Origin of the sequence: Brooklawnia propionicigenes (assembly GCF_030297015.1) — a bacterium.
Lineage (GTDB): Bacteria > Actinomycetota > Actinomycetes > Propionibacteriales > Propionibacteriaceae > Brooklawnia > Brooklawnia propionicigenes.
Genome location: NZ_AP028056.1, coordinates 2904630 through 2928281, shown reverse-complemented (window position 1 = coordinate 2928281; position 23652 = coordinate 2904630). Strand labels below are relative to the sequence as shown.

At 65.9% G+C, this 23652-nt stretch carries 20 protein-coding genes and 1 pseudogene; 13 read left to right on the top strand and 8 right to left on the bottom strand.

Annotated elements, in window-relative coordinates:
- Window positions 1-16: 16 nt before the first annotated feature.
- The 5 genes from QUE25_RS13490 (at window position 17) to fabF (ending at window position 4912) form a co-directional block, all read left to right on the top strand.
- Window positions 17-1228 carry a PucR family transcriptional regulator gene (locus tag QUE25_RS13490; RefSeq protein WP_286265861.1) on the top strand — a complete coding sequence of 404 codons (1212 nt, stop codon included), beginning with the start codon at window positions 17-19 and terminating at the stop codon, window positions 1226-1228.
- A 102-nt stretch (window positions 1229-1330) separates the two neighbouring features.
- Window positions 1331-2266, top strand: coding sequence for an ACP S-malonyltransferase (locus tag QUE25_RS13485; protein WP_286265860.1), 936 nt, complete (start codon window positions 1331-1333; stop codon window positions 2264-2266).
- A 5-nt stretch (window positions 2267-2271) separates the two neighbouring features.
- Window positions 2272-3267: a beta-ketoacyl-ACP synthase III gene (locus QUE25_RS13480; protein WP_286265857.1), complete on the top strand. Its 996-nt coding sequence runs from the start codon at window positions 2272-2274 to the stop codon at window positions 3265-3267.
- Between the two features lie 62 nt (window positions 3268-3329).
- Window positions 3330-3575, top strand: coding sequence for an acyl carrier protein (locus QUE25_RS13475; protein WP_286265855.1), 246 nt, complete (start codon window positions 3330-3332; stop codon window positions 3573-3575).
- An 80-nt stretch (window positions 3576-3655) separates the two neighbouring features.
- Entirely contained in the window at window positions 3656-4912 is a 1257-nt protein-coding gene (gene fabF, locus QUE25_RS13470) for a beta-ketoacyl-ACP synthase II (RefSeq protein ID WP_286265853.1), read from the top strand.
- A 129-nt stretch (window positions 4913-5041) separates the two neighbouring features.
- Here the strand turns inward: fabF and QUE25_RS13465 are convergent, their stop codons facing one another.
- Entirely contained in the window at window positions 5042-5542 is a 501-nt protein-coding gene (locus QUE25_RS13465; RefSeq protein ID WP_286265851.1) for a DUF3145 domain-containing protein, read from the bottom strand.
- Between the two features lie 147 nt (window positions 5543-5689).
- On the opposite strand from QUE25_RS13465, the gene QUE25_RS13460 reads away from it, so the two are divergent.
- Window positions 5690-7648 carry a S9 family peptidase gene (locus tag QUE25_RS13460; protein ID WP_286265850.1) on the top strand — a complete coding sequence of 653 codons (1959 nt, stop codon included), beginning with the start codon at window positions 5690-5692 and terminating at the stop codon, window positions 7646-7648.
- Window positions 7649-7715: 67 nt separating this feature from the next.
- On the opposite strand, the gene QUE25_RS13455 is transcribed toward QUE25_RS13460, so the two are convergent.
- The 4 genes from QUE25_RS13455 to QUE25_RS13440 are packed head-to-tail and all read right to left on the bottom strand — an operon-like array spanning window position 7716 to window position 11799.
- Window positions 7716-8678, bottom strand: a complete 963-nt coding sequence (locus tag QUE25_RS13455) for a VWA domain-containing protein (RefSeq protein WP_286265848.1) — start codon at window positions 8676-8678, stop codon at window positions 7716-7718.
- Window positions 8678-9658, bottom strand: coding sequence for a VWA domain-containing protein (locus tag QUE25_RS13450; protein WP_286265846.1), 981 nt, complete (start codon window positions 9656-9658; stop codon window positions 8678-8680). Before QUE25_RS13450 ends, QUE25_RS13455 begins: the two co-directional genes overlap by 1 nt.
- On the bottom strand, window positions 9655-10728 hold the full coding sequence (locus tag QUE25_RS13445; RefSeq protein ID WP_286265844.1) for a DUF58 domain-containing protein: 1074 nt from the start codon (window positions 10726-10728) through the stop codon (window positions 9655-9657). Before QUE25_RS13445 ends, QUE25_RS13450 begins: the two co-directional genes overlap by 4 nt.
- Before the next feature lie 12 nt (window positions 10729-10740).
- Window positions 10741-11799, bottom strand: coding sequence for an AAA family ATPase (locus tag QUE25_RS13440; RefSeq protein WP_286265842.1), 1059 nt, complete (start codon window positions 11797-11799; stop codon window positions 10741-10743).
- 371 nt (window positions 11800-12170) lie between these two features.
- Here QUE25_RS13440 and QUE25_RS13435 point away from each other — a divergent pair, with 371 nt between their 5' ends.
- Both QUE25_RS13435 and QUE25_RS13430 read left to right on the top strand, forming a co-directional pair.
- Window positions 12171-12947 carry a hypothetical protein gene (locus QUE25_RS13435; RefSeq protein WP_286268577.1) on the top strand — a complete coding sequence of 259 codons (777 nt, stop codon included), beginning with the start codon at window positions 12171-12173 and terminating at the stop codon, window positions 12945-12947.
- A gap of 9 nt (window positions 12948-12956) precedes the next feature.
- A complete protein-coding gene (locus tag QUE25_RS13430; RefSeq protein ID WP_286265840.1) occupies window positions 12957-13766 on the top strand; it encodes an HAD-IIB family hydrolase in 810 nt (269 codons plus the stop codon).
- Window positions 13767-13805: 39 nt separating this feature from the next.
- On the opposite strand, the pseudogene QUE25_RS13425 reads toward QUE25_RS13430, so the two are convergent.
- Window positions 13806-15205: pseudogene (locus tag QUE25_RS13425) on the bottom strand (MFS transporter).
- 2 nt (window positions 15206-15207) lie between these two features.
- Window positions 15208-17271 (bottom strand): DNA gyrase/topoisomerase IV subunit B, encoded by a 2064-nt coding sequence (locus tag QUE25_RS13420; RefSeq protein WP_286268576.1) that lies wholly within the window; start codon window positions 17269-17271, stop codon window positions 15208-15210.
- Between the two features lie 228 nt (window positions 17272-17499).
- Between QUE25_RS13420 and QUE25_RS13415 the strand changes: the two genes are divergently transcribed.
- From QUE25_RS13415 to QUE25_RS13400, 4 genes are all read left to right on the top strand, one after another.
- A complete protein-coding gene (locus tag QUE25_RS13415) occupies window positions 17500-17682 on the top strand; it encodes a DUF7455 domain-containing protein (RefSeq protein ID WP_286268575.1) in 183 nt (60 codons plus the stop codon).
- Window positions 17683-17800: 118 nt separating this feature from the next.
- On the top strand, window positions 17801-18259 hold the full coding sequence (locus QUE25_RS13410) for an aminoacyl-tRNA deacylase (protein WP_286265837.1): 459 nt from the start codon (window positions 17801-17803) through the stop codon (window positions 18257-18259).
- A 2-nt stretch (window positions 18260-18261) separates the two neighbouring features.
- Window positions 18262-19206, top strand: a complete 945-nt coding sequence (locus QUE25_RS13405) for a hypothetical protein (RefSeq protein ID WP_286265835.1) — start codon at window positions 18262-18264, stop codon at window positions 19204-19206.
- A gap of 274 nt (window positions 19207-19480) precedes the next feature.
- Window positions 19481-20839: a dicarboxylate/amino acid:cation symporter gene (locus tag QUE25_RS13400; protein WP_286265832.1), complete on the top strand. Its 1359-nt coding sequence runs from the start codon at window positions 19481-19483 to the stop codon at window positions 20837-20839.
- A gap of 105 nt (window positions 20840-20944) precedes the next feature.
- Here QUE25_RS13400 and QUE25_RS13395 read toward each other — a convergent pair whose 3' ends face one another.
- The gene (locus tag QUE25_RS13395) at window positions 20945-22345 is read right to left on the bottom strand and encodes an RNA polymerase sigma factor (RefSeq protein ID WP_286268574.1); all 1401 of its coding nucleotides are present in this window, start codon (window positions 22343-22345) and stop codon (window positions 20945-20947) included.
- Between the two features lie 298 nt (window positions 22346-22643).
- Between QUE25_RS13395 and QUE25_RS13390 the strand changes: the two genes are divergently transcribed.
- Window positions 22644-23579 (top strand): sigma-70 family RNA polymerase sigma factor, encoded by a 936-nt coding sequence (locus QUE25_RS13390; protein ID WP_286265831.1) that lies wholly within the window; start codon window positions 22644-22646, stop codon window positions 23577-23579.
- Window positions 23580-23652 lie beyond the last annotated feature (73 nt).

Below are 23652 nucleotides of genomic sequence, written 5' to 3'. Positions count from 1 at the left end.
GATGCCAGGAGGTTCAATGGCCGTGAAAGCCCCGGCGAGTGCCGGCAGGTCGTTCGTACCTGCCGCCCGCACCCGCTCCGCCATTGCCAAGAGACTGGCCGCCCAGGCCGGCCGGATGAGCACGGCGGTCGTCGCGGAGATGGAGATCCGCCACCCCTGGTATTCGGATCTGAGCGCCGAGGAGCGTTCCTGGGTGAGCATGGTCGCCAACGAGGGCATCAACGGATTCGTCGACTGGTTCGCCGACGATGCCGAGTCCGATCTCGACCCGGCTCGGATCTTCAACGTCGCGCCGCGTTCCCTCACTCGCAAGATCAACCTGCACCAGACGGTCGATCTGATACGCACCACGATCGATGTGGTGGAGGCGCAAATCGGTCAACTGATGCCGCGAGGTGACCGTGCCGTGCTGCAGACCGCCATCCTGCACTATTCGCGAGAGATCGCTTTCGCTGCGGCCGAGGTCTACGCGCGAGCGGCCGAATCCCGGGGCAGCTGGGACGAGCGGATCGAGGCGCTCATCGTGGACGCGGTGGTGCGGGCCGACTCGAACGAAGACCTGTTGTCTCGGGCGTCCACGCTGGGCTGGCACTCGCAGGCGCCGGTGGTGGTTGCGATCGGGGCGATGTCGGACGACGAGGACTTCGGCGGGCTGCGCAAGGACGCCGAGCGCCTCGGGCTGGTGGCCATGGCTGCGCTGCACGGCGATCGGCTGGTGGTCGTGCTGTCGCCCACCTCGCCGGATGCCGAGCCCGATCAGCAGGCCAGCATCGGCTGGCTGGAATCGCTGGCCGCGCACTTCGGATCCGGCCCGATCGTGGTGGGGCCGCCGGTCGCCGGATTGATGCGAGCCTCCGAGTCGGCCCGCGCCGCCCTGTCGGGTGCGCGCTCTGCGAAGGCATGGCCGGAAGGGCCACGAGTGCTGACCGCCCGCGATCTGCTGCCCGAACGAGCGCTGGCTGGCAACGGCCAGGCACGCCGCGAACTCGTGGAGTCGGTCTACAAGCCGTTACTGGCCGCCGGCGGCGACCTGCTGGAAACCTGCGTCAGCTTCGGTGACCAGGGCGGCTCGGTCGAAGCCACCGCCCGGGCCCTGTTCGTCCACCCCAATACTGTGCGCTACCGCCTCAAACGCATCGCCGAGGTGACCGGCTACTCCCCCAGCGCGCCCCGGGAGGCCTATGTGCTGCGGCTGGCCATCACTTTGGGACGTCAGCACAGCAATTAGGACGAAGATCAGCTCTGGTTTGTAGATTACGCACAATGTCGGTGCGCCAAATTCGTCACGCGGCGCACATGCTCCTTCCGGCCGACCGGGCAGGATGTAAGGGTGCTTGTTATCGCCGCTCCCGGCCAGGGCGCCCAGACGCCCGGCTTCCTCTCCGAATGGTTGAAGATCACCAGCTTCGCTGACCGACTCACCTGGCTGTCCGCCGTGGTCGGTCTCGATCTGGCGCACTACGGAACCGAAGCCGATGCCGACACCATCCGCGATACCGCGATCGCCCAGCCACTGCTGGTCGCCTCGGCTCTCGCCATCGCCCACGAGCTTTTCCCGGACGCCGAATACGGCTGCGGGCCCGCAGACATCGTCGCCGGACACTCGGTCGGAGAGATCGGCGCCGCCGCTTTGACCGGTGCGATCAACCCGGAAGCCGCGATGGTCTTCGTCCGCGAGCGTGGTCAGGCCATGGCCGCCGCCTCAGCGGTGCAGCCCACCGGGATGTCCGCGGTCATCGCCGGCAAGCCGGACGACGTGCTGGCCGCGATCGAGGCTGCCGGGCTCACCCCCGCGAACTACAACGGATCCGGCCAGATCGTCGCGGCCGGCACCCTCGAGCAGTTGAAGACCCTCGAGGACAATCCCCCGGCCCGTGCTCGGGTCATCCCGCTGTCGGTCGCCGGCGCCTTCCACACCGTTCACATGGCCCCCGCATCGCGGCGTCTCCGGCTGCTCGCGGAATCCATCGGTACGGCGCGACCGGTCACCCGACTGCTGTCGAACCGCGATGGCGCCGTGGTCGAATCCGGCGCCGAATACCTGGACCGCATGGTCGATCAGGTCACCAACCCGGTGCGCTGGGACCTGTGCATGGACACCATGGCTTCCCTGGGAACCACCGGGCTGCTCGAGTTGGCTCCGGCCGGAACCCTGACGGGTATCGCCAAGCGGAACCTGAAGGGCGTCGAGCTGTTCAACCTGAACACCCCCGATCAACTGGACGACGCCCGCGATTTCTGCGCGCGTCACTCCGAAGCGAAATGAGGAAAATGAGCTCGCCTATCAAAGCCTCGCAAGGCTCGGCCTACTCCCGGATTCTGGGGGTGGGCGGCGCCCGCGGCAACCGCGTTGTCGACAACGCCGAGATGTGCACCATCATCGATTCCTCGGACGAATGGATTCAACAACGCACCGGCATCATCGAGCGCCGCTGGGTCGATGATTCGCAGAACACCTTGTCGCTGGCCACCGAGGCAGCCCGCAAGGCCATCGACCGCTCGGGAGTGCCGACCGACCAGATCGATGCGGTCCTGGTCAGTTCGGTTTCCAATCACCGCCGGTTCCCCTCGCTGGCAGTGCAAGTGGCATCCGAATTCGGGCTGCCGAACCCGGCCGCCACCGACCTCAGCGCCGCCTGCGCCGGCTTCTGCTATGGGGTGAGCCTCGCCGACTCTATGGTGCGCGTCGGCTCCGCCCACTACGTGCTCGTGGTCGGCGTCGAGGTGCTGAGCGAACAGACCGACTACACCGATCGTTCCACCGCCTTCCTGTTCGGCGATGGCGCAGGCGCCGCAGTCATCGGCCCCTCGGATACGCCGGCCATCGGCCCGGTCGTATGGGGCTCGGAGATCAACACCGCCGAGATCATTCACTCCGACGATTTCGACGTCGCTGCAGCCGGCGGTTTCAGCCCGAAGATCCACATGGAGGGCAACAAGGTTTTCCGCTGGGCGACCACCTACATCGTCGAGAAGACCGTGGAAACCCTCGAGGTGGCAGGTCTGAAGCCCGACGAGCTCGACGTCTTCATCCCCCACCAGGCGAACAATCGCATCACCGATGCCATGCTGCGCCGCCTCAAGCTGCCGGAAAGCGTCGTGGTCAGCCGCGACATCAAGCACATGGGAAATGCGTCGGCGGCTTCCGTCCCGATCGCCATGGAGGCCCTGCTCGAATCCGGCGAGGCCAAGTCCGGCGACAATGCCCTGATCATCGGCTTCGGCGCCGGGCTGGTCTATGCCGGCCAGGTCGTCGTCCTGCCCTGATATACCCTCCGATACAGCCCGATTCATACAACGCCATCCAGGCCAACAGAAAGGACCACATCATGGCCACCACCGAGGAAATCCGTTCGCAGCTCGCCGATATCGTCAACGACGTTGCTGGTGTCGATCAGGACGATGTGCAGCTCGAGAAGAGCTTCGTGGACGATCTGGACGTCGACTCGCTGTCGATGGTCGAGATCATCTACGCCTGCGAAGAGACCTTCAACATCTCGATTCCCGATGAGGACTCGAAGTCGCTGAAGTCCGTTGGCGACGCCGTCTCCTACATCGAGCGCGCGCAGAACTGAGCTACCGCCATCTCCGGCCCACACCTGACCTCATGGACAGTGCGGGCCGGTCCATCAACCATTTTCATCCAGGAGCCTCAATGACTGACGTTGTCATCACAGGATTCGGAGCCATCACCCCATTGGGAAATGATGCGCCCACCACCTGGCAAGCACTTCTCGCCGGGCGCAGCGGCGTCCGTCATATCGAGGCTGACTGGGCTCAGGATCTGCCCGTGCAGATCGCCGGTCAGGTCAACGCGGACATCACGCAGTGGATCTCGCGCGTTGAGGCCCGCCGGATGGACCGCGTCAGCCAGCTCGCGGTGGTAGCCGCCCGCGAGGCATGGGCCGATGCCGGATTCGGCCTCGGCGAGGAGAACCCGGTTGATCCCGAGCGGCTGGGCGTTTCGGTCGGCAGCGGTATCGGCGGCCTGGTGACCACGCTCGATCAGTGGGACATCCAGCGCGAGAAGGGCCTGCGGCGGGTCAGCCCGTTCACGGTGCCGATGCTGATGGCCAATGCCCCGGCCGCGCATGTCGGTCTGCTGGTCAACGCCAAGGCAGGGGTGCACGCGCCCGTTTCGGCGTGTGCCTCCTCGAACGAGGCGATTGCGCTGGGTGCGAATATGCTGCGCCTCAATGAGGCCGACATCGTCGTGGTGGGCGGATCCGAATCCGTCATCCACGCGATGCCGATCGCCGCATTCGCCCAGATGCAGGCGCTGAGCCGCCGCAATGACGAGCCCGAGCGGGCTTCGCGTCCATGGGACGTCGACCGCGACGGCTTCGTCATCGGCGAGGGCGCGGTGATGCTGGTCATCGAGACCCTGGCGTCGGCCAAGGCCCGCGGGGCCAAGATCTACGGCACGCTGGCCGGCTACGGCATCAGCGCCGACTCGCACGACATCGTCCAGCCCGAGCCGACCGGCTCAGGGCAGTTCTCGGCGATGGTCAAGGCGATGCGGAACGCCGGGCTGGAGCCTGCCGATGTCAAGCACGTCAATGCGCATGGCACCTCGACCCCGCAGGGCGACGTCACGGAAGCCAGGTCGATTGCACGCGCGCTCGGTTCGGCTGCCGACGACGCATTCGTCACCTCCACCAAATCGATGACCGGCCACCTGCTGGGTGGTGCCGGCGCGCTGGAGACCTTCGCCACCGTGATGGCGTTGCGCGACCGCATTTCGCCGCCCACCATCAATCTGGAGAACCCCGAGCCGGACCTGGGTATCCAGATCGCCGCGAACACCGCGCGCGAGCTGTCGTCCGGCCCGCTGGCGGCACTGAACAACTCGTTCGGCTTCGGCGGGCACAATGTGGCGTTGGCGCTGACCAACGACAACATGACTGACTGATCCGACCTGCTGCACCAGCGGCAGAGGCAGACCGACTCTCCGGTCTTTTCTACAGCGGCTGCCGGATCCGGCAGCCGCTGTTTTTGACAAGTCGACCGCGGATCCGCGGAACGGCAGGCCGCGGGCGGCTCAGCCGACCCGGTGCAGCCAGCGGACGGGGGCGTCTTCGCCTGCGTAGCGGAAGACCTCGAGTTCGGCATCCCAGGGCTCGCCCAGCAGCTCGCTCAACGCATCCTGCAAGCTGATGCCGCCCTGAGCGGCGGTCGTCATGGCCGTACGCAGCCGGTGTTCCGAGACCTGGATGTCACCGTGCGGGCCGGTCATCGCATGAAAGACACCCAACTCGGGAGTGTAGGCGTAACGCTGACCCTCGTCGGTGGCGGTGGCGTCCTCGGTCACCTCGAAGCGCAGACGCTGGCAGCTGCGCAGGGCGCTGGCCAGGCCTGCCGAGCTGCCGGCGGGACCCGTCCACGAGTACTCGGCGCGCAGCGTCCCGGGTTCGGCGGGCTGGTCGGTCCATTCCAGATTCAGGGGCAGGCCAAGAACCGCGCCTGCCGCCCATTCGATGTGCGGGCACAGCGCGGCCGGCGTCGAGTGCACGAAAATGACTCCACGCGACATGGTTTCCATCTCGACTCCTCTCGCTTCAGGTGTGCCTTCCCCTGCAACCTGTGCGACGGCGTCCCGATGGAACCTGGTCTGTTCGATTTGCTTATTGATTCTGCCTCAATTGGGTTCAACATGCCAGCCGGGAGGCTGCTGCGCTAGCTTGTCCACATGAGTACCGCCGATCAGCAGCCCACAGTCGCGCCCTGTGGCTCGTGGGTCTCCCCCATCACCTTGGACGAGGTGATCGCCGGTGGCGCGTCCATGCTCGAACTGGTGGCCGACAATGCCGATCTGTACTGGCTGGAGTCGCTGCCCGGCGAGGAAGGCCGGACGACCGCCATGCGGCTGCGCAACGAGCGCACCCAGCAGATGACACCGACGGCCAACGTGCGCTCCCGCGTCCAGGAGTACGGCGGTGGCGCCTTCGACGTCGAAGACGGCGTCCTGGCCTACTGCGACGATGTGGACCGCACCGTGAAGCTGCGTACCCCGGACGGCACGATCCTTACCCTGACCTGCGGCGATGCCTCGGTTCGCTACGGCGATCTAGTGGTCTGCCCCAGGATTCCGGCCGTGCTGGCGATTCGTGAGGATCACCGAAACCCGGGCGAGCCGCAGACCACGCTCGTGGCGCTCAGTTGGCCGAACGCCGATGGTTCTCCCGGACCCGAGCACATCCTCGCCGGCGGTGCCGACTTCTACGCCAATCCGGCGCTCTCGTCCGACGGGCGACTGGCCTGGCTGGAGTGGAACCACCCGGCGATGCCCTGGGACTCCACGGTGCTGAAAGTCGCGCAGTTGCGCACCGGCGCGGTCTGGCGCCTCGACGACATTCGACTCGTCGCGGGACAGCCGGAGGCCGGCTTGGATGGCATCGCGGTGCATCACCCGCGCTGGAACAGCGATGGCAGCCTGGTCTTCACCAGCGAGCAGTCCGGTTTCTTCCAGATCTACGAGTGGACGAACGGCACGATCCGTCGGCTCACGCACGACGACACCGACTACGATCTGCCGATGTTCGTCTTGGGCAATCACGTCACGGCTGCTCTCGACGATGAGCGAATCCTCGCCTGGAATATCGACGAGGGCTTCTGTCACCTCCAGGTGGTCTCCCGCAGTGGCGGCCCGGCCAAACGGTTGGCCGGGGTCGCAGAAGTCGACTCGGTGGCCGCCTCGATGGGCAAGGGCTACGCGATCGTCAAACGGGCGAAGGATCACACGGCGCTGGTGCGTGTTGAGGCCGACGGCTCGCTGAAGATCCTGCGCTCACTGGGCGGCGCACCCGCGCATGCAGTCACCTCGGTTGCCCGCTCGCTGCGGTTCGAGGGGCGCCACGGACCCGTCCAGGCCTGGTACTACCCGCCGACCAACGACGCCTACCGAGGACCCGCGGGTAAGCGTCCTCCGGCGCTGTTGCGGGTACATGGCGGGCCGACCGCCAGGGCGAGCAACGGCTACTACGCTCCCGTCCAGTTCTGGACCTCACGAGGCATCGCCGTACTGGACGTCAACTACTCCGGCTCGGCAGGATTCGGACGCCAGTGGCGCGACCGGCTGCGCGGAGCCTGGGGCGTGGCCGACGTGGACGACTGCGTTGATGCCGCTGAGGCCGCCATTGACGCAGGGCTGATCGATCCCGGACGCATCGCCATCGCGGGCGGATCGGCCGGCGGTTTCACCGCGCTTCGTGCCCTGATGGACAGCGACCGGTTCACCGCCGGCATCAGCTGCTACGGCGTGAGCGACCTGAAAGCGCTGATCGGTGGGCACAAGTTCGAATCGCACTATCTGGATTCGCTGATCGGCGGCTGGCCCACCGACGAGCAGCTCTATGAGTCGCGCTCCCCCATCAACACCCTGGATCGACTGGCCAGCCCGATCCTGATCCTGCAGGGCACCGACGATCCGGTCGTCCCGATGGCCCAGTCGACCGCACTCGCCGAGGCGGCGCGGAAGCGCGGCCTGCCGATGGCGATGCGGGTCTTCGAGGGCGAGGGGCACGGTTTCCGCGGTTCGGCCGCGCGCCGCGACGCGTTGGCGGCCGAGCTTAGCTTCTTGGCGCAGATCTTCGGCTTCACTCCCGCCGATGACCTCCCGGACCTGGAGATCGAGAACCTGCCCCGCTGACCTGGGCCTCCGTCGGACGCGCACCGGCAATCCGCTCGGACGGCGAGCGTCTGAGCGCCGGCGGGGATCAGGGCCAGCGGGCAGCCAACGAGATGACGCCGCAGCCGGCCAGCACACTCAAGATCAGCGCATACAGCGCGAAGCGATCGGTCACCTCGACCAGTTCTTCGTCGTAGCCGATGGAACTGGCGATCGTCTGGTAGACCCCGCGCAGATCCCCCAGCGACTCTGCAGAGTATTTCTTGCCGCCCGAGTTCTTCGCGATCTGGGCGAGTTCGGCATGGTTCACCGGCACCGGGACACGGACGCCCTCCTCGTAGACGTAGCCGCCGGCGGTGCCGTAGGCGATCGCGTAGATCGGCACGTCCTGCTCCTTGGCGGCCCTGGCCGCCTCACCGGAATCGCGGCCGATGTTGGTGTAGCCGTCGGACAGCAGAATGATCGCCCCAGGGGCCGGCTCGTCCGGATTTTCGGGATCGGGCGGAGCCAGCTGCAGCGCGTCCAGTGACGTGTAGATCGCCTCGCCAATGGCGGTCGCGGGTTCCAACTCGATCGCGTCGATCGCGGACTTCACCGCGGTGCGGTCGGTGGTGGGCGCTGCCGCGATCTGCGCAGTTCCGGAGAACGTCACCAGGGCGACGTTGAAGCTCGCCGGTACCATGTCGACGAATTCCTTGGCCGCGGTCTGAGCAGCCTGGATCCGGCTGGGCGAGACGTCCTCGGCCCGCATCGACCGCGAGATATCGATGGTGATGACCACCGTCGCGCGCTCACGGGGCACCGGCGAGACGGCCTGCGGCTGCGCGTAGGCCAACACCAGCGAAGCCATCGCCAGCAGCGAAGCACCCACCGAGATGTGCCGTTTCAGCGGGGAGTCCCGCGGAACCACCAGGTCCAGCCGGGTCTTGCCCCGCCGTCGGCTGCCACTTTGGACGCGCTGGGAGACGATCAGATAGAAGCCCAGCACCGCCACCACGAGTAGCAGCAGCCACAGCCGGCCGGGATGCAGGAATTCCAACATTGGTATCATCACGGCCACCTGGCTGCCATCGAGACTGCACCCAGCGAGGCGACGAAGGCGAAAGCCAGTGCATACAGCGCCCAGCGCGCCGTGACTTCCTTCTTCACGTCCTCGTAGGTGACATCGGAGCGCATCTGATCGTAAGCGTTGTTCAACTGACTGGCCGACTTCGCGTCCACGGCGGCGCCACCGGTGGCCACCGCGATCTGCTGCAGAGCCTCGGTATCGGGTGCCACGTTGTAACGCTGACCGTCGAGGTCGACATATCCGTTGAGTGTGCCGAAGGCGATGGTGTTGACGACCACGCCCTGTTCACGCGCATTCGCGGCTGCCTGCTCGGGACTCACCTCACCACCGGTATTGCTGCCGTCCGAGAGCATGATCACCATGCCGGGCGCCGGATCCTCACCAGGCTCACCGGGTGCGTGCGCGATGGCGTCTAGCGCAGCCATCAGGGCATCACCGATGTGGGTACCGTCCTCAAGCGTCAGCGCATCGATGTAGCGGTTGATCATGCCCCGATCGTTGGTGGGCTGAGCCAGCACCCGGCTGTTTCCCGACAGCGCGACGAGCGCGATGTTGTAGGACGCCGGCAGCTGGGCGATGAAGTCCTTGGCCGCCTGCTTCGAGGCGTCCAGACGAGTGGGGTCGATGTCGGTCGCCTGCATCGACTGCGACAGGTCGAGCACCAGCACCACGGTGGCGCGCTCGCGGGGAACCTGCTCGGTGCCTGCCGGGCGCGCCCAGGCACCGGTGATCGCCGCCAGGGAGCACAGCGCCATCGCGACCGAAACGTGCCGGCGCCACTGCGACTGCCTGGGCAGCACCGCGCCGACGATGCCGGTCTGGGTGTAGCGCATGCCGCGGTTGCGCTTCAACCGCAGCAGCAGAATGTAGGCGATCACCAGCACCGGCAGCACGAGCAGGGCCCACAGCCGTTCGGGATTGAAGAACTCCCACAGCCAGACCTGGGTGGTATCGCCGGTCACTTGGTCACCCCCTGCGGGGGCTGATGCAGCACGGCGGCGGTCTGCCGGTAGGTCAGCACGAAGCGGGCGATGTCATTCACCCAGTCACGGTCGGTCTGCAGGCGGATATGCCCCACGCCGGCACGGCGCATGGCTGCCGCCACCCGCTCCCGCTGGGCGGCGGCCGCCCGGTCGATCATCTTGCGGGCGCGGACATCCGAGGTGTTGACGAAACGCGCGAAATCGGTCTCGGGGTCACGGATCAGCAGCTCGCCGACATCGGGGAACTCCATCTCGCCCGCGTCCACGACCTCGACGCACAAGACCTGATTGCGCACGGCGAGCCGTCGCAGCGGGCGCTCCCAGCTGGGCGGAGCCTTGGGGTTGAGCTCCTGGTCACCGGGATCGAGGAAATCGGAGACCACGACCCGCATGCCGCGGCGGCGTTGGGTGCGGATCAGTGCCTCGATACCTTCGGGCAGTCCGAGTGTCGCGGGCTGATTGTCGCGTTCGATCGGATCATCCAGCAGCTTGCCGAGCAACCCGTAAAGCGCCTGGCGTCCCGACCGCGCCGGAAATCGTTTGACCGAATCCGAATGCATCACCATGCCGCCGAAGCGGTCGCCCATCTTCTGGCTGATGAAGCCGAGCGTGGCGATCGCGGCGATGCCCAGATCGCGTTTGGTTACGCCTGCTGTGCCCCAGTTCATGGACGGGGTCGCGTCGAGCAAAGCCCAGACCTCGAGTTCGCGGTCGGCCATGGTGTCTCGCACGTGCGGCACCGTGGTGCGCGCGGTCACCGCCCAATCCATCCGGCGCACATCGTCCTGGCCGGGCACGTAGATCCTGGCGTCGTTGAGGTCCGAGCCGGGTCCGGGCAGCAGCCCCAGGTGATCACCCTGCAAGAAGCCCTCGAGCCGGCGGACGACCGTCAGCTCGAGCCGGCGCAGCGCCGCTTCGGGTGCGAGTCTGTTCAGCGGCACCGTCGGGCCGGTGGGCTCGCGCAGCACGCTGCCCGCGGCGCCCACATCGTGGCGACCGTTCGCCTGCGTGGTGCCGGTCTTGGAGACTGCGAAATCAGGTCCGCTCATCTAGGGCAGGGCTCACTCGTAGCTCGGCTGGTGGCGGTGCTGGGTACGGCTCGCGGCGCGCTGCTCCTGATTCCACACCGGAGTGGGAGCGGGCACCATCGCGAGGATCCGTTCCACCACCTGCAGCGCGGAGATGTTGTCGGCGATCGCGTCGAAGCTGAGCACCAGGCGGTGCGCCATGACGTCCTTGGCGATGGCCTGGACGTCGGTCGGCAGGACGTAGTCACGTCCGTGAATCAGCGCGACCGCGCGGGCGGCCGCGGTCAGACCGAGGGTGGCGCGTGAGGAGTTGCCGATCTGGATCACCCGAGCCAGGTCGGGCATATTGAACTCGGCCGGGTTGCGGGTGGCCAGCACCAGCCGGACGATGTACTCCGCGACCAGATTGTGGACGAAGACGTGCGAGGCCATGCCCTGTAGCTGGAAGGTCAGGTCGGGATTGAGGATCTGGTTCGGTGTCGGTGGGGTGACCGACATCCGGCGCAGGATCTCGAACTCCTCGTTGCCCTTCGGGTAGGGCACGTCCACCTTGAGCAGGAAACGATCCCGCTGGGCTTCGGGCAGCGGGTAGACGCCCTCGGATTCGATCGGGTTCTGGGTAGCGATGACGATGAACGGCTTCTTCATCGGGAAGGTCTGGCCAGCGATCGAGACCTGCTTCTCAGCCATCAACTCGAGCATGGCCGATTGCACCTTGGCGGGGGCGCGGTTGATCTCGTCCGCAAGCACGAAGTTGGTGAAGACCGGGCCGAGCTCGATGTCGAACGTCTCCTTGGATGCCTGATAGACGCGAGTGCCGACGATGTCGGAGGGAACCAGGTCGGGAGTGAACTGGACGCGCGCGAATGACCCGCCGACAACGGTGGCGAACGTCCGCACGGCCAGGGTCTTCGCCGTACCGGGCACGCCCTCCAGCAGAATGTGGCCCTGCGCCAGCAAACCGGCCATCAGCTGTTCGACCATGTGCTCTTGACCGACGATGACCCGCTGCACCTCCGCTATTGCCTCTCCCAGGACCTTGGCGGCATCTTGGGTGGACAGCGTTTGCTGATTGCCTAGCGTGCTGGTCAACGTTCTCTCCTGTGGCCGAAGGCCGCCTGGTGGGCTTCAAAGCGTCCCTGCCACGATACCTTGCCCGCAACCGGACTCGGGCGACGACCAACTGTGCGCAAGCCATGACGCGGCCGCACTTCGGGAAAGCCCGCCGATGTGGTGAGATTGTGGCGATGTCCGATTTCCCAGCCGATCCGCCCGGCACCCCGCCACCTCCGGGGGCTCCTGGCGCGCCTCAACCGCCCGATGGTGATCCCGGCGGTTTCGAGCCTGTTCCCCTTCTGGTGAGCGATCCGCCGAAGATCGGCGATTTCTGGTTGGACGCGCGGCTGACCGCCCGCGAGGCCGGTGTCGTCTACATCGCCCATGCCGACGACCAGCCCGCGGTGATGCTGGTGGTGCTCGCCGAAGGCGCCGCTCATGATCCCGCGGCCCGCGACAGGCTGGCCGGTGAGGTCAACAAGCTGCATGCCGAGTCGGTGATCGCGCGCGGCGGCGACGGCCAGAGCGGCGGCCGCCTGGGTTACAAATACCGTAGTGAAGCCGATGATCCGGTGTCCCCCGAGGACCTTCCGATCGCGCCTTGGGTGGCCCTCGACTATGACGGCTCGGCCGACGCGCGAGCCGAAGCCGATCGGCTGCTGCGCTCGGTCGACCTGTCCAGCACTCCCCTGCTCGGACGACCGGCAGGCCCCGACTATCGCCTGCACTGGCTCGACGACTCCCGACCGGGTGCCTGGCGAGTGTGGCCGGCCTCGTTTCCGGGGCGCCATGACCGCGCGGGCTGGGTGCCGCTGGCGGTGTCGTGGTCGTTGACGGTTCTGCTGTGCGGATTGGCGTTGTTGATCGCGGTGCTGCTGTTCCAGAACTCACCGCCCGAATCTCCGCAGCCGCCGGTGCCCACCAATCAGAGCGCCTCCGATGGTGGCGGCACGCCGTCCGACAGCAGCCCCGAGGGTGGCGAATCGTCGGGTTCGGAGTCCGCGTCCCCCGAGGACACCGGAAGCGAGTCGGGTTCGCCCGAGCCGAGTGGAACCGAAGCAAGCAGCGAAGAGACCACACCGGGCAACGACGGCTCCCCCTCGAAGGATCCGTCGATGGGTACCGCGGGCACCGGTGAGGCCACCGACACCCAGCCCCCGCCCACCGATAACACGAGGCTGTGAGGCGGCGCGATGAACCCGTTCGATCTCATCGCGACCGACCTGGACGGTACCTTCCTCGCCGATGACAAGCAGATCCCCGCACTGAATGCGCTGGCGGTGCGGCGGGCGGCGCGGCGCGGAATCACGACCGTGTTCGCATCCGGGCGTCCGCTGCGCTGGTTCGGTGTGCTGGACCCGCTGACCGACGCGCACGGGTGGGCGGTGGCCGCCAACGGAGCGGTGACCTTCGACCTGGCCACCCGTGAGGTGGCACATGTTCGTCCGATGGCGGCCGACATCAGCCTGACCGCTGCCGAGCAGATCCGCGAGCGCCTGCCGCGGGCGGTCTTCGCGGCCGAATATGTCTCGGGCTGGGGCAGCGAGCCAGGCTTCGAGCTGCACACCCGCGAGCCCGGCTCCCCGTTCCAGGCGCCCCTGGACGAGTTGGTCGACCGCGACGAGATCGTGAAGCTGATCGTGGTCGATCCGGCGACCCGCACCGACGAACTGGCCGCAATCGCCAGGAGCATCGTCGGTGATCGGGTGACCGTGACGTTCAGCTATGTGTCGGCAGCGGGCATGCTCGAGATGTCGGCACCGGGAGTCAGCAAGGCGCTGGCCCTGCGCGAGCTTCTCACCGACCTGGGTCTGCCGGCGAACCGGATGATCGCCTTCGGGGATATGCCGAACGATCTGCAGATGCTCGACCTGGCCGGTCAGGGTTTCGTGATGGACTCGAGCCATCCGACGGTGCTGGGCGCGGGCTATCCGACCGCGGGTGACAACAATGCCGGCGGGGTCGGCGCCACGATTCTGCGGCTGCTCGGCGAGGACGCCTGAAGACCGCCGCTCACCACGCGTTGGGATGCGGGTTGGTTCCTACAGCACGCGGCTGTGTTCGGTGTGCTCCTTGACCGGGATCATCACCGCAAGACCGATCGCCAGCACCACCACGATGCCGAGGATGCCCCAGTACTGGGTGTTCTCCTGGCCGGTGACCCGCGCTCCCACCGCGATCGCGATGCCGAACAGCGCCGGCGACAGGAACGAGACCACTCGTCCGGTGGTCGCATACAGGCCGAAGACCTCGCCGGACTTGCCCTCGGGAATCAGCCGGGCCAGGAAGCTACGGGAAGCCGACTGAGCAGGGCCGACGAACATGCACATGATCAGACCCGCCACCCAGAAGACGATCGCTCCCCGTCGTGCAGGACGAAGACCACGGTGCCCATCAAGATCAGCGCGACGAGCGCCATGATGATGACCTTCTTGGGGCCGATCTTGTCGTCCAGCAGGCCGAAGGCGATGGTCGACAATCCTGCCACGATGTTGGCGGCCGCGCCGAAAACCACCACATCGCCGCTGCTGAAACCGAACGTCCCGGCCGCGATCACGGCGCCGAATGCGAAGACCCCGGCCAACCCGTCACGGAAGAGCGCCGAGGCGGCCAGGAAGTAGACGGTGTGACGGCTCAGCTTCCACAACCTGCCGATGGTGGCGGCCAACTCCGCGTAGGACGCGATCACCGGCGCCAGCCAGCCCCAGATCCAGCGGGGCTGCTTGCCTCGGTAGACCTCGATGCCAGGGATCGGGCGCCGCTGAGCCTGCGGCCTGTCGTGCAGGCTCACGAACGTCGGAATCGTGAACAGCAGCGTCCAGATCGCGCAGACCAGCATCGAGACCCGGATGTCCATGCCATCGTCCCCGGTGACGCCGAACCAGCCCACATCGGGCTGGATGAAGCCGAAGTAGATGACCAGCAGCACCACAATCCCGCCGAGGTAGCCCATCCCCCAGCCGAACCCGGACACCCGCCCGACATTGGCCTCGCCGGCGACATCGTCCAGCAGCGAGTTGTAGTTCACCCCGGCGATCTCGTTGATGATCGATCCGAAGCCCAGCAGTCCCAGGCCCAGCCACAGGTACGACGGATCCGGGCGGACGAAGAAGAGCAGCGCGGAGATCAGCGCCAGCGTCCAGGTCAGTCCGCGCAGCACGGTGACGGTGCGTCCGCTGCGGTCGACGGTCTGTCCGAGCACCGGAGCCGCCAATGCCACCACCAGACCGGCGATCGTCGTCGACACCGACAGGGCCTGCGAGGTCTGGTTGGTGTTGCCGAACGACGAACTGGTCAGGTAGACCGCGAAGACGAAGGTGATGATGACGGTGTTGAAGGGCTGAGTGCCCCAGTCCCACATCGCCCAGCTGATGATCTTTTTCGCCGACGTGTCCTTGGGCCGGCCGAGCGCGGTTGCGGGTTCGCCCGCGATCGGTGGCATGGTCATGCGTCGATCCGATCGTCGTCCAACTGGTAGGCGCCCTCGACGATGAACTCCTTGCGCGGGCCGACCTCGTTGCCCATGAGCATCTCGAAGGTCCGTTCGGCCTGTTCCGCGTCGTCGACGGTGAGCCGCCTCAGCATCCGGCCGCGGGGATTCATCGTGGTCTCGGCCAGCTGATCGGCATCCATCTCACCCAGGCCCTTGTATCGTTGCGGTTCCTTGAACGCCTGGCCCTTCTTGGTGAGTTCGGCCAGTTTCCGCTGATACTCGGGGTCCGAGTAGGTGTAGATGTACTTGCTCATCCCCCGCTTCGGGTTGATCAGTTCGAAGCGGTGCAGCGGGGGTACCGCAGAGTAGACCCGACCGGCTTCCACCATCGGGCGCATGTAGCGGAAGAACAACGTGGCCAGCAGACATCGGATGTGAGCGCCGTCGGAGTCAGCGTCCGCCATGAAGATGATCTTGCCGTATCGCGCGGAATCCAGATCGAAGGTCTTGCCGGAGCCGGCCCCCACGACCTGAATGATGGACGCGCACTCGGCGTTCTTCAGCATGTCCGCGACGCTGGCCTTCTGCACGTTGAGGATCTTGCCGCGGATCGGCAGCAACGCCTGGAACTCGGAATTGCGGGCGCGGCTGGCCGTGCCGAGCGCCGAATCGCCCTCGACGATGAACAACTCGGCACTGTCGACCGACGGCGAGTGACAGTCCTTCAGCTTGGGTGGCAGGCTGGACGACTCCAGTGCCGTCTTGCGGCGCTGATTCTCCTTGTGAACCCGGGCGGCCACGCGGGTGCGAGAGGCGTTGACGACCTTCTCCATCACCTGCCGGGCCTGCGGACGCTCGGATGCCTTGGTCGAGTTCAGGAATGCCCCGAGTTCGGTCTCGACGACCTGCGCGACCAGCCGGGCGACCGGCGGTGTGCCCAGTACCTCTTTGGTCTGGCCCTCGAACTGAGGTTCGGGCAATCTCACGGTGACGACCGCGGTCATCCCCTCCAGCACGTCGTCCTTGATGATGTCGTCGCCGCTCTTGAGCAGCCGGGTGCCGTCTAGCCCGCCCAGGAACGCCTTCAGCAGACCGCGTTCGAAACCCTGAACGTGGGTGCCGCCCTTGGGCGTGGCGACGATATTGACGAAGGAGCGTTCGACCACCTCATAACCGGTTCCCCAACGCACGGCGATGTCCACGAACAGGTCGCGTTCGACATCGGTGGGAGTCATCGCGCCGTTCTCGTCCAGCATCGGGACCGTCTCGGTGAACGACTCATGGCCCTGAATACGGATGACATCGGTGACCGGCGGATCGGTGGCCAGGTAGTCGGCGAACTCCGCGATGCCGCCGTCGTGCCGGAATTGCTCGGTCGTCGGCTCTTCGCCGCGCTCATCGGTGACGACGAGTTCGAGCCCGGGCACCAGGAAGCTGGTCTGGCGGGCGCGCTCGATCAGGTGAGGCAAGGACAGCTGGGCGCCGGCCAGGAAGATCTGCCGATCGGGCCAGTAACGCACCCGGGTTCCGGTGACACCGCGGCCCACCTTGCCGATCTTGCGCAGTCCGTGCTGAGCGGTGAACGGGGCGTCAGGCCCCTCGCCGTCGAAAACGCCGGGAGTCCCGCGACGGAAGCTCATCGCCCAGACTGCGCCGTTGCGGTCGACCTCGACGTCCAACCGGGAGCTGAGCGCATTCACCACTGAGGCGCCCACCCCGTGCAGGCCACCTGCCACGTTGTAGTTGCCGGTGCCGAACTTTCCACCGGCGTGCAGCTTGGTATAGACGACCTCGACGCCGACCAGCCCGGTACGCGGCTCGATATCGACCGGAATCCCGCGCCCTTGGTCGGCCACGAAGATCGAGCCGTCGGCCAGCAGCGTGATCTGGATCGATTCGCCGAAGCCTGCCAGGGCCTCATCAACGGCGTTGTCGATGATCTCCCACAGGCAGTGCATCAGACCGCGGGTGTCGGTCGAGCCGATGTACATCGCGGGGCGTTTGCGGACGGCCTCGAGCCCTTCGAGGACGAGGAGGTTCTTCGCCTCGTAGTCACGGCTGGGAGCCGTGTTCAGCTTGCTATTACTACGTGGTGGCACGGCTCGAAGCTTACAGACCAGCCGGCCTCGAGGACATCTTTGAATGACGCATGATCGAAACCCGATCGCAACGAGTCTGGCGCTTGTCTTCTCCGGCCGGCGAGTAGGCTGACAGGCACGGGAACAAAGTTAACAGCAGATGTGTTGACGAGGCGACCGGCAGTATCCCCGGATAGTGAGGAGAGAAAGTTGAACGCGACAGTCATGAGCGATCAGCAGCTGACAGCAGCAGACCGCTGCGACCGCTGTGGTGCGCAGGCTTACCTTCGCGTAACCCTCGCATCGGGTGGCGAACTGCTTTTTTGCGCCCATCACGCACGTAAGCATTCCGACAAGCTGAAGCAGGTTGCTCTGCGTATTCACGACGAGACCGACAAGCTCAGCTGAGCCATTCGTAGCCCACAAGCGTCGCGGCCCGGTTCGAATGAACCGGGCCGTTGTCGTATCTTCGACAGTGTGCGGAAAGGGGTACGGGCCTTGACGCGGTGACCGAGGAGATGGATTCGTGAGCGAACAGCGGGCGTTGGACGCCTTGCGTGTGCTCGGTCTGGAGCAGATCGTCACCCGGCATGGCCCGGTGGACTCACTGGCCGAAGCCGCCGAAGCGCGTGGCATCCAACCCGGTGACATCGTCAAGACCCTGGTGGTACGCCGCGGCCGCGACGACTACCTGTTCGTGCTGGTGCCCGGTGACCGGACGTTCAGCTGGCCGAAGCTGCGTGCCCTGTTGGGCGTCAATCGGCTGTCCATGCCGGACGCGGACACCGCATACGCGGTGACCGGCTATCTGCGCGGCACCATCACTCCGTTCGGTGCCAGCCACGCGTGGCCCGTGATCGCGGACGCATCCATCCCCGGACGGCGGATCTCAATGGGTGCGGGTGCTCCCGGAGTCTCCGTCTCGCTGGAAGCGGATCAGATGATCGCCGCCCTCAAGGCGACGGTGGCCGACATCAGTGACTGATCGTGAATTGGCCTGACGGCGCGGCACTCACTGCTTTCGGGCGCCAGGCCTTATCGCTGGTCGCCCAGCAACTGCGGACCGAATCGGTTACCTGCCTGCTGGCCCCCGACTACTATTGCCAGACCATGCTCGTCCCCTTCCTCATGGAAGGCATTCAGGTGCACGTGGTGGTGACCGGAGCAGACTGCCTAATGCACGGGGATGCGCTGCTGGCAGCGGTGGATTCGCATCCGGGCTGCGCGATCCTGCATTGCGAGACGTTCGGGAATCGTCCGCATGCCGACCTGGCCGCAACCCTGCATGACACCGCCGGCCGCGGCATCAAGCTGATCATCGATCGCACGCACAGCTGGCTCGACCCCGCCACCACGCCGGCCGACTACACCGTCGCCAGCCTGCGCAAACTCCTGTCGGTCCCCGATGGTGCCTTCGTCACCGGGCTGCGGGCGCCGGTAGCTCTGGCGGCCAACCACGAGACGGACGAGGCGGTGCGCGCCCGCATCCGCTATCTGGGCGATCCTGATCTTCGCGGGTTCGAGCTCGCCGAAGACGCCATCGACGACGCTTGGACCCCGGCTCCGCCCAGCCCGCAAAGCCTGCACATCATCGATGCACTCGACGCCCGGGCGCTGCGCGAGCAGTATCTGATGACCGCTGATCGAGTACGGGCCGCACTCAACGAACGTCCGGTGCCCGGCCTGAACGTGATCAACCCCGCGAGTTCGTGTTGCGTGGCGCTGAGCCATCCTCGTGCGGCGGCGATCATGGACGACCTCGCCGCCCGCGGGGTCTACGGTCCGCTCTATTGGGGCCCGCCCGAGCATCTGCCACGCACTCATCACTGGCGCACCGACCTCTTCACGGTCCCGGTCGATCGGGCATGGGCCGGACGCGAGGAACTGCTTGCGTCGTGGATAGAGCAAGCCGCCGCGGGGTGTTCTCTGTGAGCGGACATCATTTGCCGGCCGGGGAATCCCGGCCTAGGGTGACTGATTGGCGTGATCGCTGTCGAGCGATCAGATGAAGGAACGAGTCACTCAAGATGATGTGGTGTCGGCTGTACATCGACCTCGCGCTGACTTTCAGCGCGGCGTGTCGCTGACCAACAGCCATCCGGCATCGCCGTAGCTGCACCTCCAGGCAGCCCTTCGTCAGTCTTCCTCTTTTCCCATGTCGGGGTCTCTGCGACAGCTGAGGCCCTGATCTTTGCTCAGGAGAACCATGTCCGCAACCACGGATCAACCCCAAGCACACAGAATCAAGGCGCCATCCTTCGGCGTCCAGGTCATCATCGGCCTGGTAGTCGGCGCCGTCCTCGGCGCGATCGCCCGCGTCGGACAGATCGAGTGGCTGACCGCGACTCTCACGCAGGTCGGCACCATCTTCGTCCAACTTCTTCGCGTCGTCGTCGTACCGCTGGTCCTGCTGGCCCTGGTGGTCAGCATCTCCCAGCTGCGCAAGGTCACCAACGCCGCCCGGCTCGCCGTTCAGACGCTGGTCTGGTTCGCGATCACCGCGTTCATCTCGGTGGTGATCGGCATCGTCCTCGGATTGGCGACCAATCCCGGCAAGGGCACCGGGGTCGACACCTCCACCGCCCAGGCCGTGTCCACCCAGGGCGGCTGGCTCGACTTCTTGAAGTCGATCGTGCCGGCCAACTTCCTCGGCCTGAGCGTCAGTTCCTCGGCCACGGTCTCGGACGCCTCCGTCGCGGTCACCAGCAGCGTCAACTTCAATGTGCTGCAGATCGTCGTGCTCGGCATCGCCATCGGTGCCGCTGCGCTGGCCGTCGGAGCCAAGGCCGAACCGTTCCTCAAGTTGTCCGAGTCGGCACTGGAGATCTTCCAAAAGCTGGTCTGGTGGATCATCAAGCTGGCCCCGATCGGCTCGGCCGCACTGATCGGCAAGGCTGTCGCCAGCTACGGCTGGAACCTGGTGCGTCCGCTGGCGGTCTTCTCCATCGATGTCTACGTCGGCTGCGCCCTGGTGCTGTTCGCGGTCTACCCCATCATCCTCAAGCTGCACGGGCTGAGCATCAAGCGCTTCTTCGCGGGCGCCTGGGAGTCCATCACGCTCGGCTTCGTCTCACGCTCCTCGGTCGGCACGCTGCCGGTGACTCAGCGCAATATGACGCAGAACCTCGGTGTTCCGGCCGAGTACGCGGCATTCGCCGCGCCGCTGGGCGCCACCACCAAGATGGACGGTTGCGCCGCGATCTATCCGGCGCTGGCAGCCATCACCGTCGCCCAGATGTTCGGTATCAGCCTGTCGTTCACCGATTATCTGCTCATCGCCTTCGTCGCCGTGGTCGGTTCTGCTGCGACCGCGGGTCTGACGGGCGCGGTCGTGATGTTGACGCTGACCTTGTCGACCCTGGGCCTGCCGCTCGAGGGCGTCGGCCTGCTGCTGGCGATCGATCCGATCCTCGACATGATCCGCACCGCGACCAACGTGGCCGGTCAGTCGCTGGTTCCGGTGATCGTGTCCAAGCGCAACGGCATCCTCGACCGGGCGCGCTATGACGGCCACACCGAGGCAGCGCCCGCCACCGAGTCGGACAAGCAGCCCGTCACCGTTTGATCGGTGGGTTCATAGAAGAGGGCGGGGTTCCGGTTCGTTCCGGATCCCCGCCCTCTTCGGCGTCTGCTTGAGCCCGCCATGCCGGGCCGACCGACTACCGGGCGATCACTCGAGGTAGTCGCGCAGGATCTGCGACCGGGACGGATGGCGCAGCTTGCTCATCGTCTTCGATTCGATCTGGCGAATGCGCTCGCGGGTGACCCCGTAGACCTTGCCGATCTCGTCCAGCGTCTTCGGCTGGCCGTCGGTAAGACCGAATCGCATCGAGACCACGCCGGCCTCGCGTTCGCTCAGCGTGTCGAGCACATCGTGCAACTGCTCTTGCAGCAGCGTGAAGTTCACTGCATCCGCCGGGACGATCGCCTCGGAGTCCTCGATCAGATCGCCGAACTCGGAATCACCGTCCTCGCCCAGCGGGGTGTGCAAGGAGATGGGCTCGCGTCCGTACTTCTGCACCTCGATGACCTTCTCTGGGGTCATATCGAGTTCCCTGGCGAGTTCCTCGGGAAGAGGTTCACGACCGAGATCCTGCAGCATCTGACGCTGTACTCGGGCCAGCTTGTTGATGACTTCGACCATGTGCACCGGAATACGGATGGTCCGCGCCTGGTCGGCCATGGCACGGGTGATGGCCTGCTTGATCCACCACGTCGCATAGGTCGAGAACTTGTAGCCCTTGGTGTAGTCGAACTTCTCGACCGCACGGATCAGGCCCAGGTTGCCTTCCTGAATCAGGTCGAGGAAGAGCATGCCGCGTCCGGTATAACGCTTGGCCAGTGACACAACCAGGCGAAGGTTCGCCTCGAGCAGGTGGTTCTTGGCGCGGTGGCCGTCCTCACTGATCCACAGATAGTCCTCGTAGTCACGGTCGACGACCGTGCCCTCGGTGAGTCGTTCCTCAGCGAACAGGCCCGCTTCGATGCGTTTGGCCAGCTCGACTTCCTGAGCAGCGTTGAGCAGCGCTACCTTACCGATTTGCTTGAGGTAGTCCTTGACCGGGTCAGCGGTGGCGCCGGCCGAAACAACTTGTTGTTCCGGTTCGTCGGCATCATCGGAATCCGAGAGGCTGAAGGCTTCGCCGTCGGCGACCAGTTCGGCCTCATCCTTGGCGGCGGCCTTCGAGTCGAACTTTGAGTCGTCGACATCGTCGAGGTTGCGTTTCTTGCCCCCGACCGTTAGCACGACATCGTCCCCCTCGCGTTTGACTGTGACGTCAACCATCTGACTGGCCACCTCCTGAACAGTCGGCTCCTTGGCCGCAGTCTTCGCGGTGGCTTTGCGGGACCGGGTGCCCCCGGATCTGGCGGCAGAGGCCTTCTTCGTCCGCGCGCTGGGCTTGTGCGCCCCTGTGGTGGTCGCGGCGCCGGTTGCGGCTGATGCTGCGGACTCGTTGCCGGCAGCCGAGGCCGTCGCCTTTCCAGTACGCTTTGCAGGAGCCTTCTCAGCAGGGACCGCGTCGGTCGGCTGCTCGCTGACCTTCGTCTTGCGGGTGCGCGCCGTCTTCACCAACGCGCCGGCAGCCTGATCAGTGGTGGAAGTCACAAATGACCTTTCGAGAGCCGACTCTTACCTGGACGCGTTCAAGACCTCTCCCGTCAAGAAGCGCCTCTAGCAATCTTGCCACGACCACCAAGCGAACCCCACGCCGGGTAGGGCCCTGCGGAGCAGTCCGGACGATCGCTGGGTACGACCAGGGTCGCAGTATGCCCCCAGCACGGCCCGTTTTCAAAGAAACTGTGCGATTGATGAAAGAAATTGACGGGTTCGTGCGTTACACCATTGGTTGAGAGAAAGGCAGACACCCATGGATAGCAAGACTCGCGTTCGCACCAATGATGGCATCGATGGCAAGGACTCGGTCGGACTGTACCTTGAGTCGATCGCCAAGACACCCTTGCTCAATGCTGAAGAAGAAGTCTACCTGGCACGCCGGATCGAAGCCGGGCAGTTTGCACGGGCGATTCTCGACGGACGGGTGGAATCGAAGACCGACGCCAGCCGCGAAGATCTCGAACTCATCGCTCAGGATGGCGACGAGGCGATGCAGCACTTCCTGCGCGCCAACCTGAGGCTGGTCGTCTCGGTGGCTCGCAAGTACGGCCGCTCCCAGATGCCGCTGCTGGACCTCGTCCAGGAAGGCAACACCGGGTTGATCCGCGCTGTTGAGAAGTTCGACTACGCCAAGGGCTTCAAGTTCTCCACTTACGCCACCTGGTGGGTACGTCAGGCGATCAGCCGCGGCATCGCCCAGCAGGGACGCATCGTCCGGCTGCCGGTGCACGTCGCCGAGCAGGTCAACCAGATCTCGGCGGTACGCCGCAATCTGGAGCGCACGCTCGGTCGTGACCCCGAGGTGACCGAGATCGCCCGCGAGCTCGACGTCACCGAGGACAAGGTCATCGACCTCATCCGGTACAGCCGGGAGCATGTCAGCCTGGACGCCCCCGTGGAGGAGGACGGCGATACCTCGCTGGGTGATCTGATCGCCCGTGAGACCGCACCCGGCCCCGATGAAGTGGTGCTCAGCCAGGAGGACCGCGATCGTCTCGACACCTTGCTGGAAGGTCTGGATGAGCGCTCCGCTGACGTGGTCCGGCGCCGCTACGGCCTGCTGGACGGTCGTCAGGCCAAGCTGTCGGACATCGGCCAGGTCTGGGGCATCACCGCAGAGCGGGTACGCCAGATCGAGCGGGCAGCGCTGGTCGTACTGCGTGAGAAGAGCGCGGTGGCCGTCGCCTGAGAACCATCGATGACCCGCCCGGCGACCGCCGGTAGCATTCACCTACAACGGCCCCAGCCTTCCTCGTGAAGGT

What these genes read in the sequence shown, in the direction of transcription:
- QUE25_RS13490 (WP_286265861.1), top strand. Translation starts at nt 17, where the DNA reads ATGGCCGTGAAAGCCCCGGCGAGTGCCGGCAGGTCGTTCGTACCTGCC.
- QUE25_RS13480 (WP_286265857.1), top strand. Translation starts at nt 2,272, where the DNA reads ATGAGCTCGCCTATCAAAGCCTCGCAAGGCTCGGCCTACTCCCGGATT.
- QUE25_RS13475 (WP_286265855.1), top strand. Translation starts at nt 3,330, where the DNA reads ATGGCCACCACCGAGGAAATCCGTTCGCAGCTCGCCGATATCGTCAAC.
- fabF (WP_286265853.1), top strand. Translation starts at nt 3,656, where the DNA reads ATGACTGACGTTGTCATCACAGGATTCGGAGCCATCACCCCATTGGGA.
- QUE25_RS13465 (WP_286265851.1), bottom strand. Translation starts at nt 5,542, where the DNA reads ATGGAAACCATGTCGCGTGGAGTCATTTTCGTGCACTCGACGCCGGCC.
- QUE25_RS13460 (WP_286265850.1), top strand. Translation starts at nt 5,690, where the DNA reads ATGAGTACCGCCGATCAGCAGCCCACAGTCGCGCCCTGTGGCTCGTGG.
- QUE25_RS13455 (WP_286265848.1), bottom strand. Translation starts at nt 8,678, where the DNA reads ATGATACCAATGTTGGAATTCCTGCATCCCGGCCGGCTGTGGCTGCTG.
- QUE25_RS13445 (WP_286265844.1), bottom strand. Translation starts at nt 10,728, where the DNA reads ATGAGCGGACCTGATTTCGCAGTCTCCAAGACCGGCACCACGCAGGCG.
- QUE25_RS13435 (WP_286268577.1), top strand. Translation starts at nt 12,171, where the DNA reads ATGCTGGTGGTGCTCGCCGAAGGCGCCGCTCATGATCCCGCGGCCCGC.
- QUE25_RS13430 (WP_286265840.1), top strand. Translation starts at nt 12,957, where the DNA reads ATGAACCCGTTCGATCTCATCGCGACCGACCTGGACGGTACCTTCCTC.
- QUE25_RS13415 (WP_286268575.1), top strand. Translation starts at nt 17,500, where the DNA reads ATGAGCGATCAGCAGCTGACAGCAGCAGACCGCTGCGACCGCTGTGGT.
- QUE25_RS13400 (WP_286265832.1), top strand. Translation starts at nt 19,481, where the DNA reads ATGTCCGCAACCACGGATCAACCCCAAGCACACAGAATCAAGGCGCCA.
- QUE25_RS13390 (WP_286265831.1), top strand. Translation starts at nt 22,644, where the DNA reads ATGGATAGCAAGACTCGCGTTCGCACCAATGATGGCATCGATGGCAAG.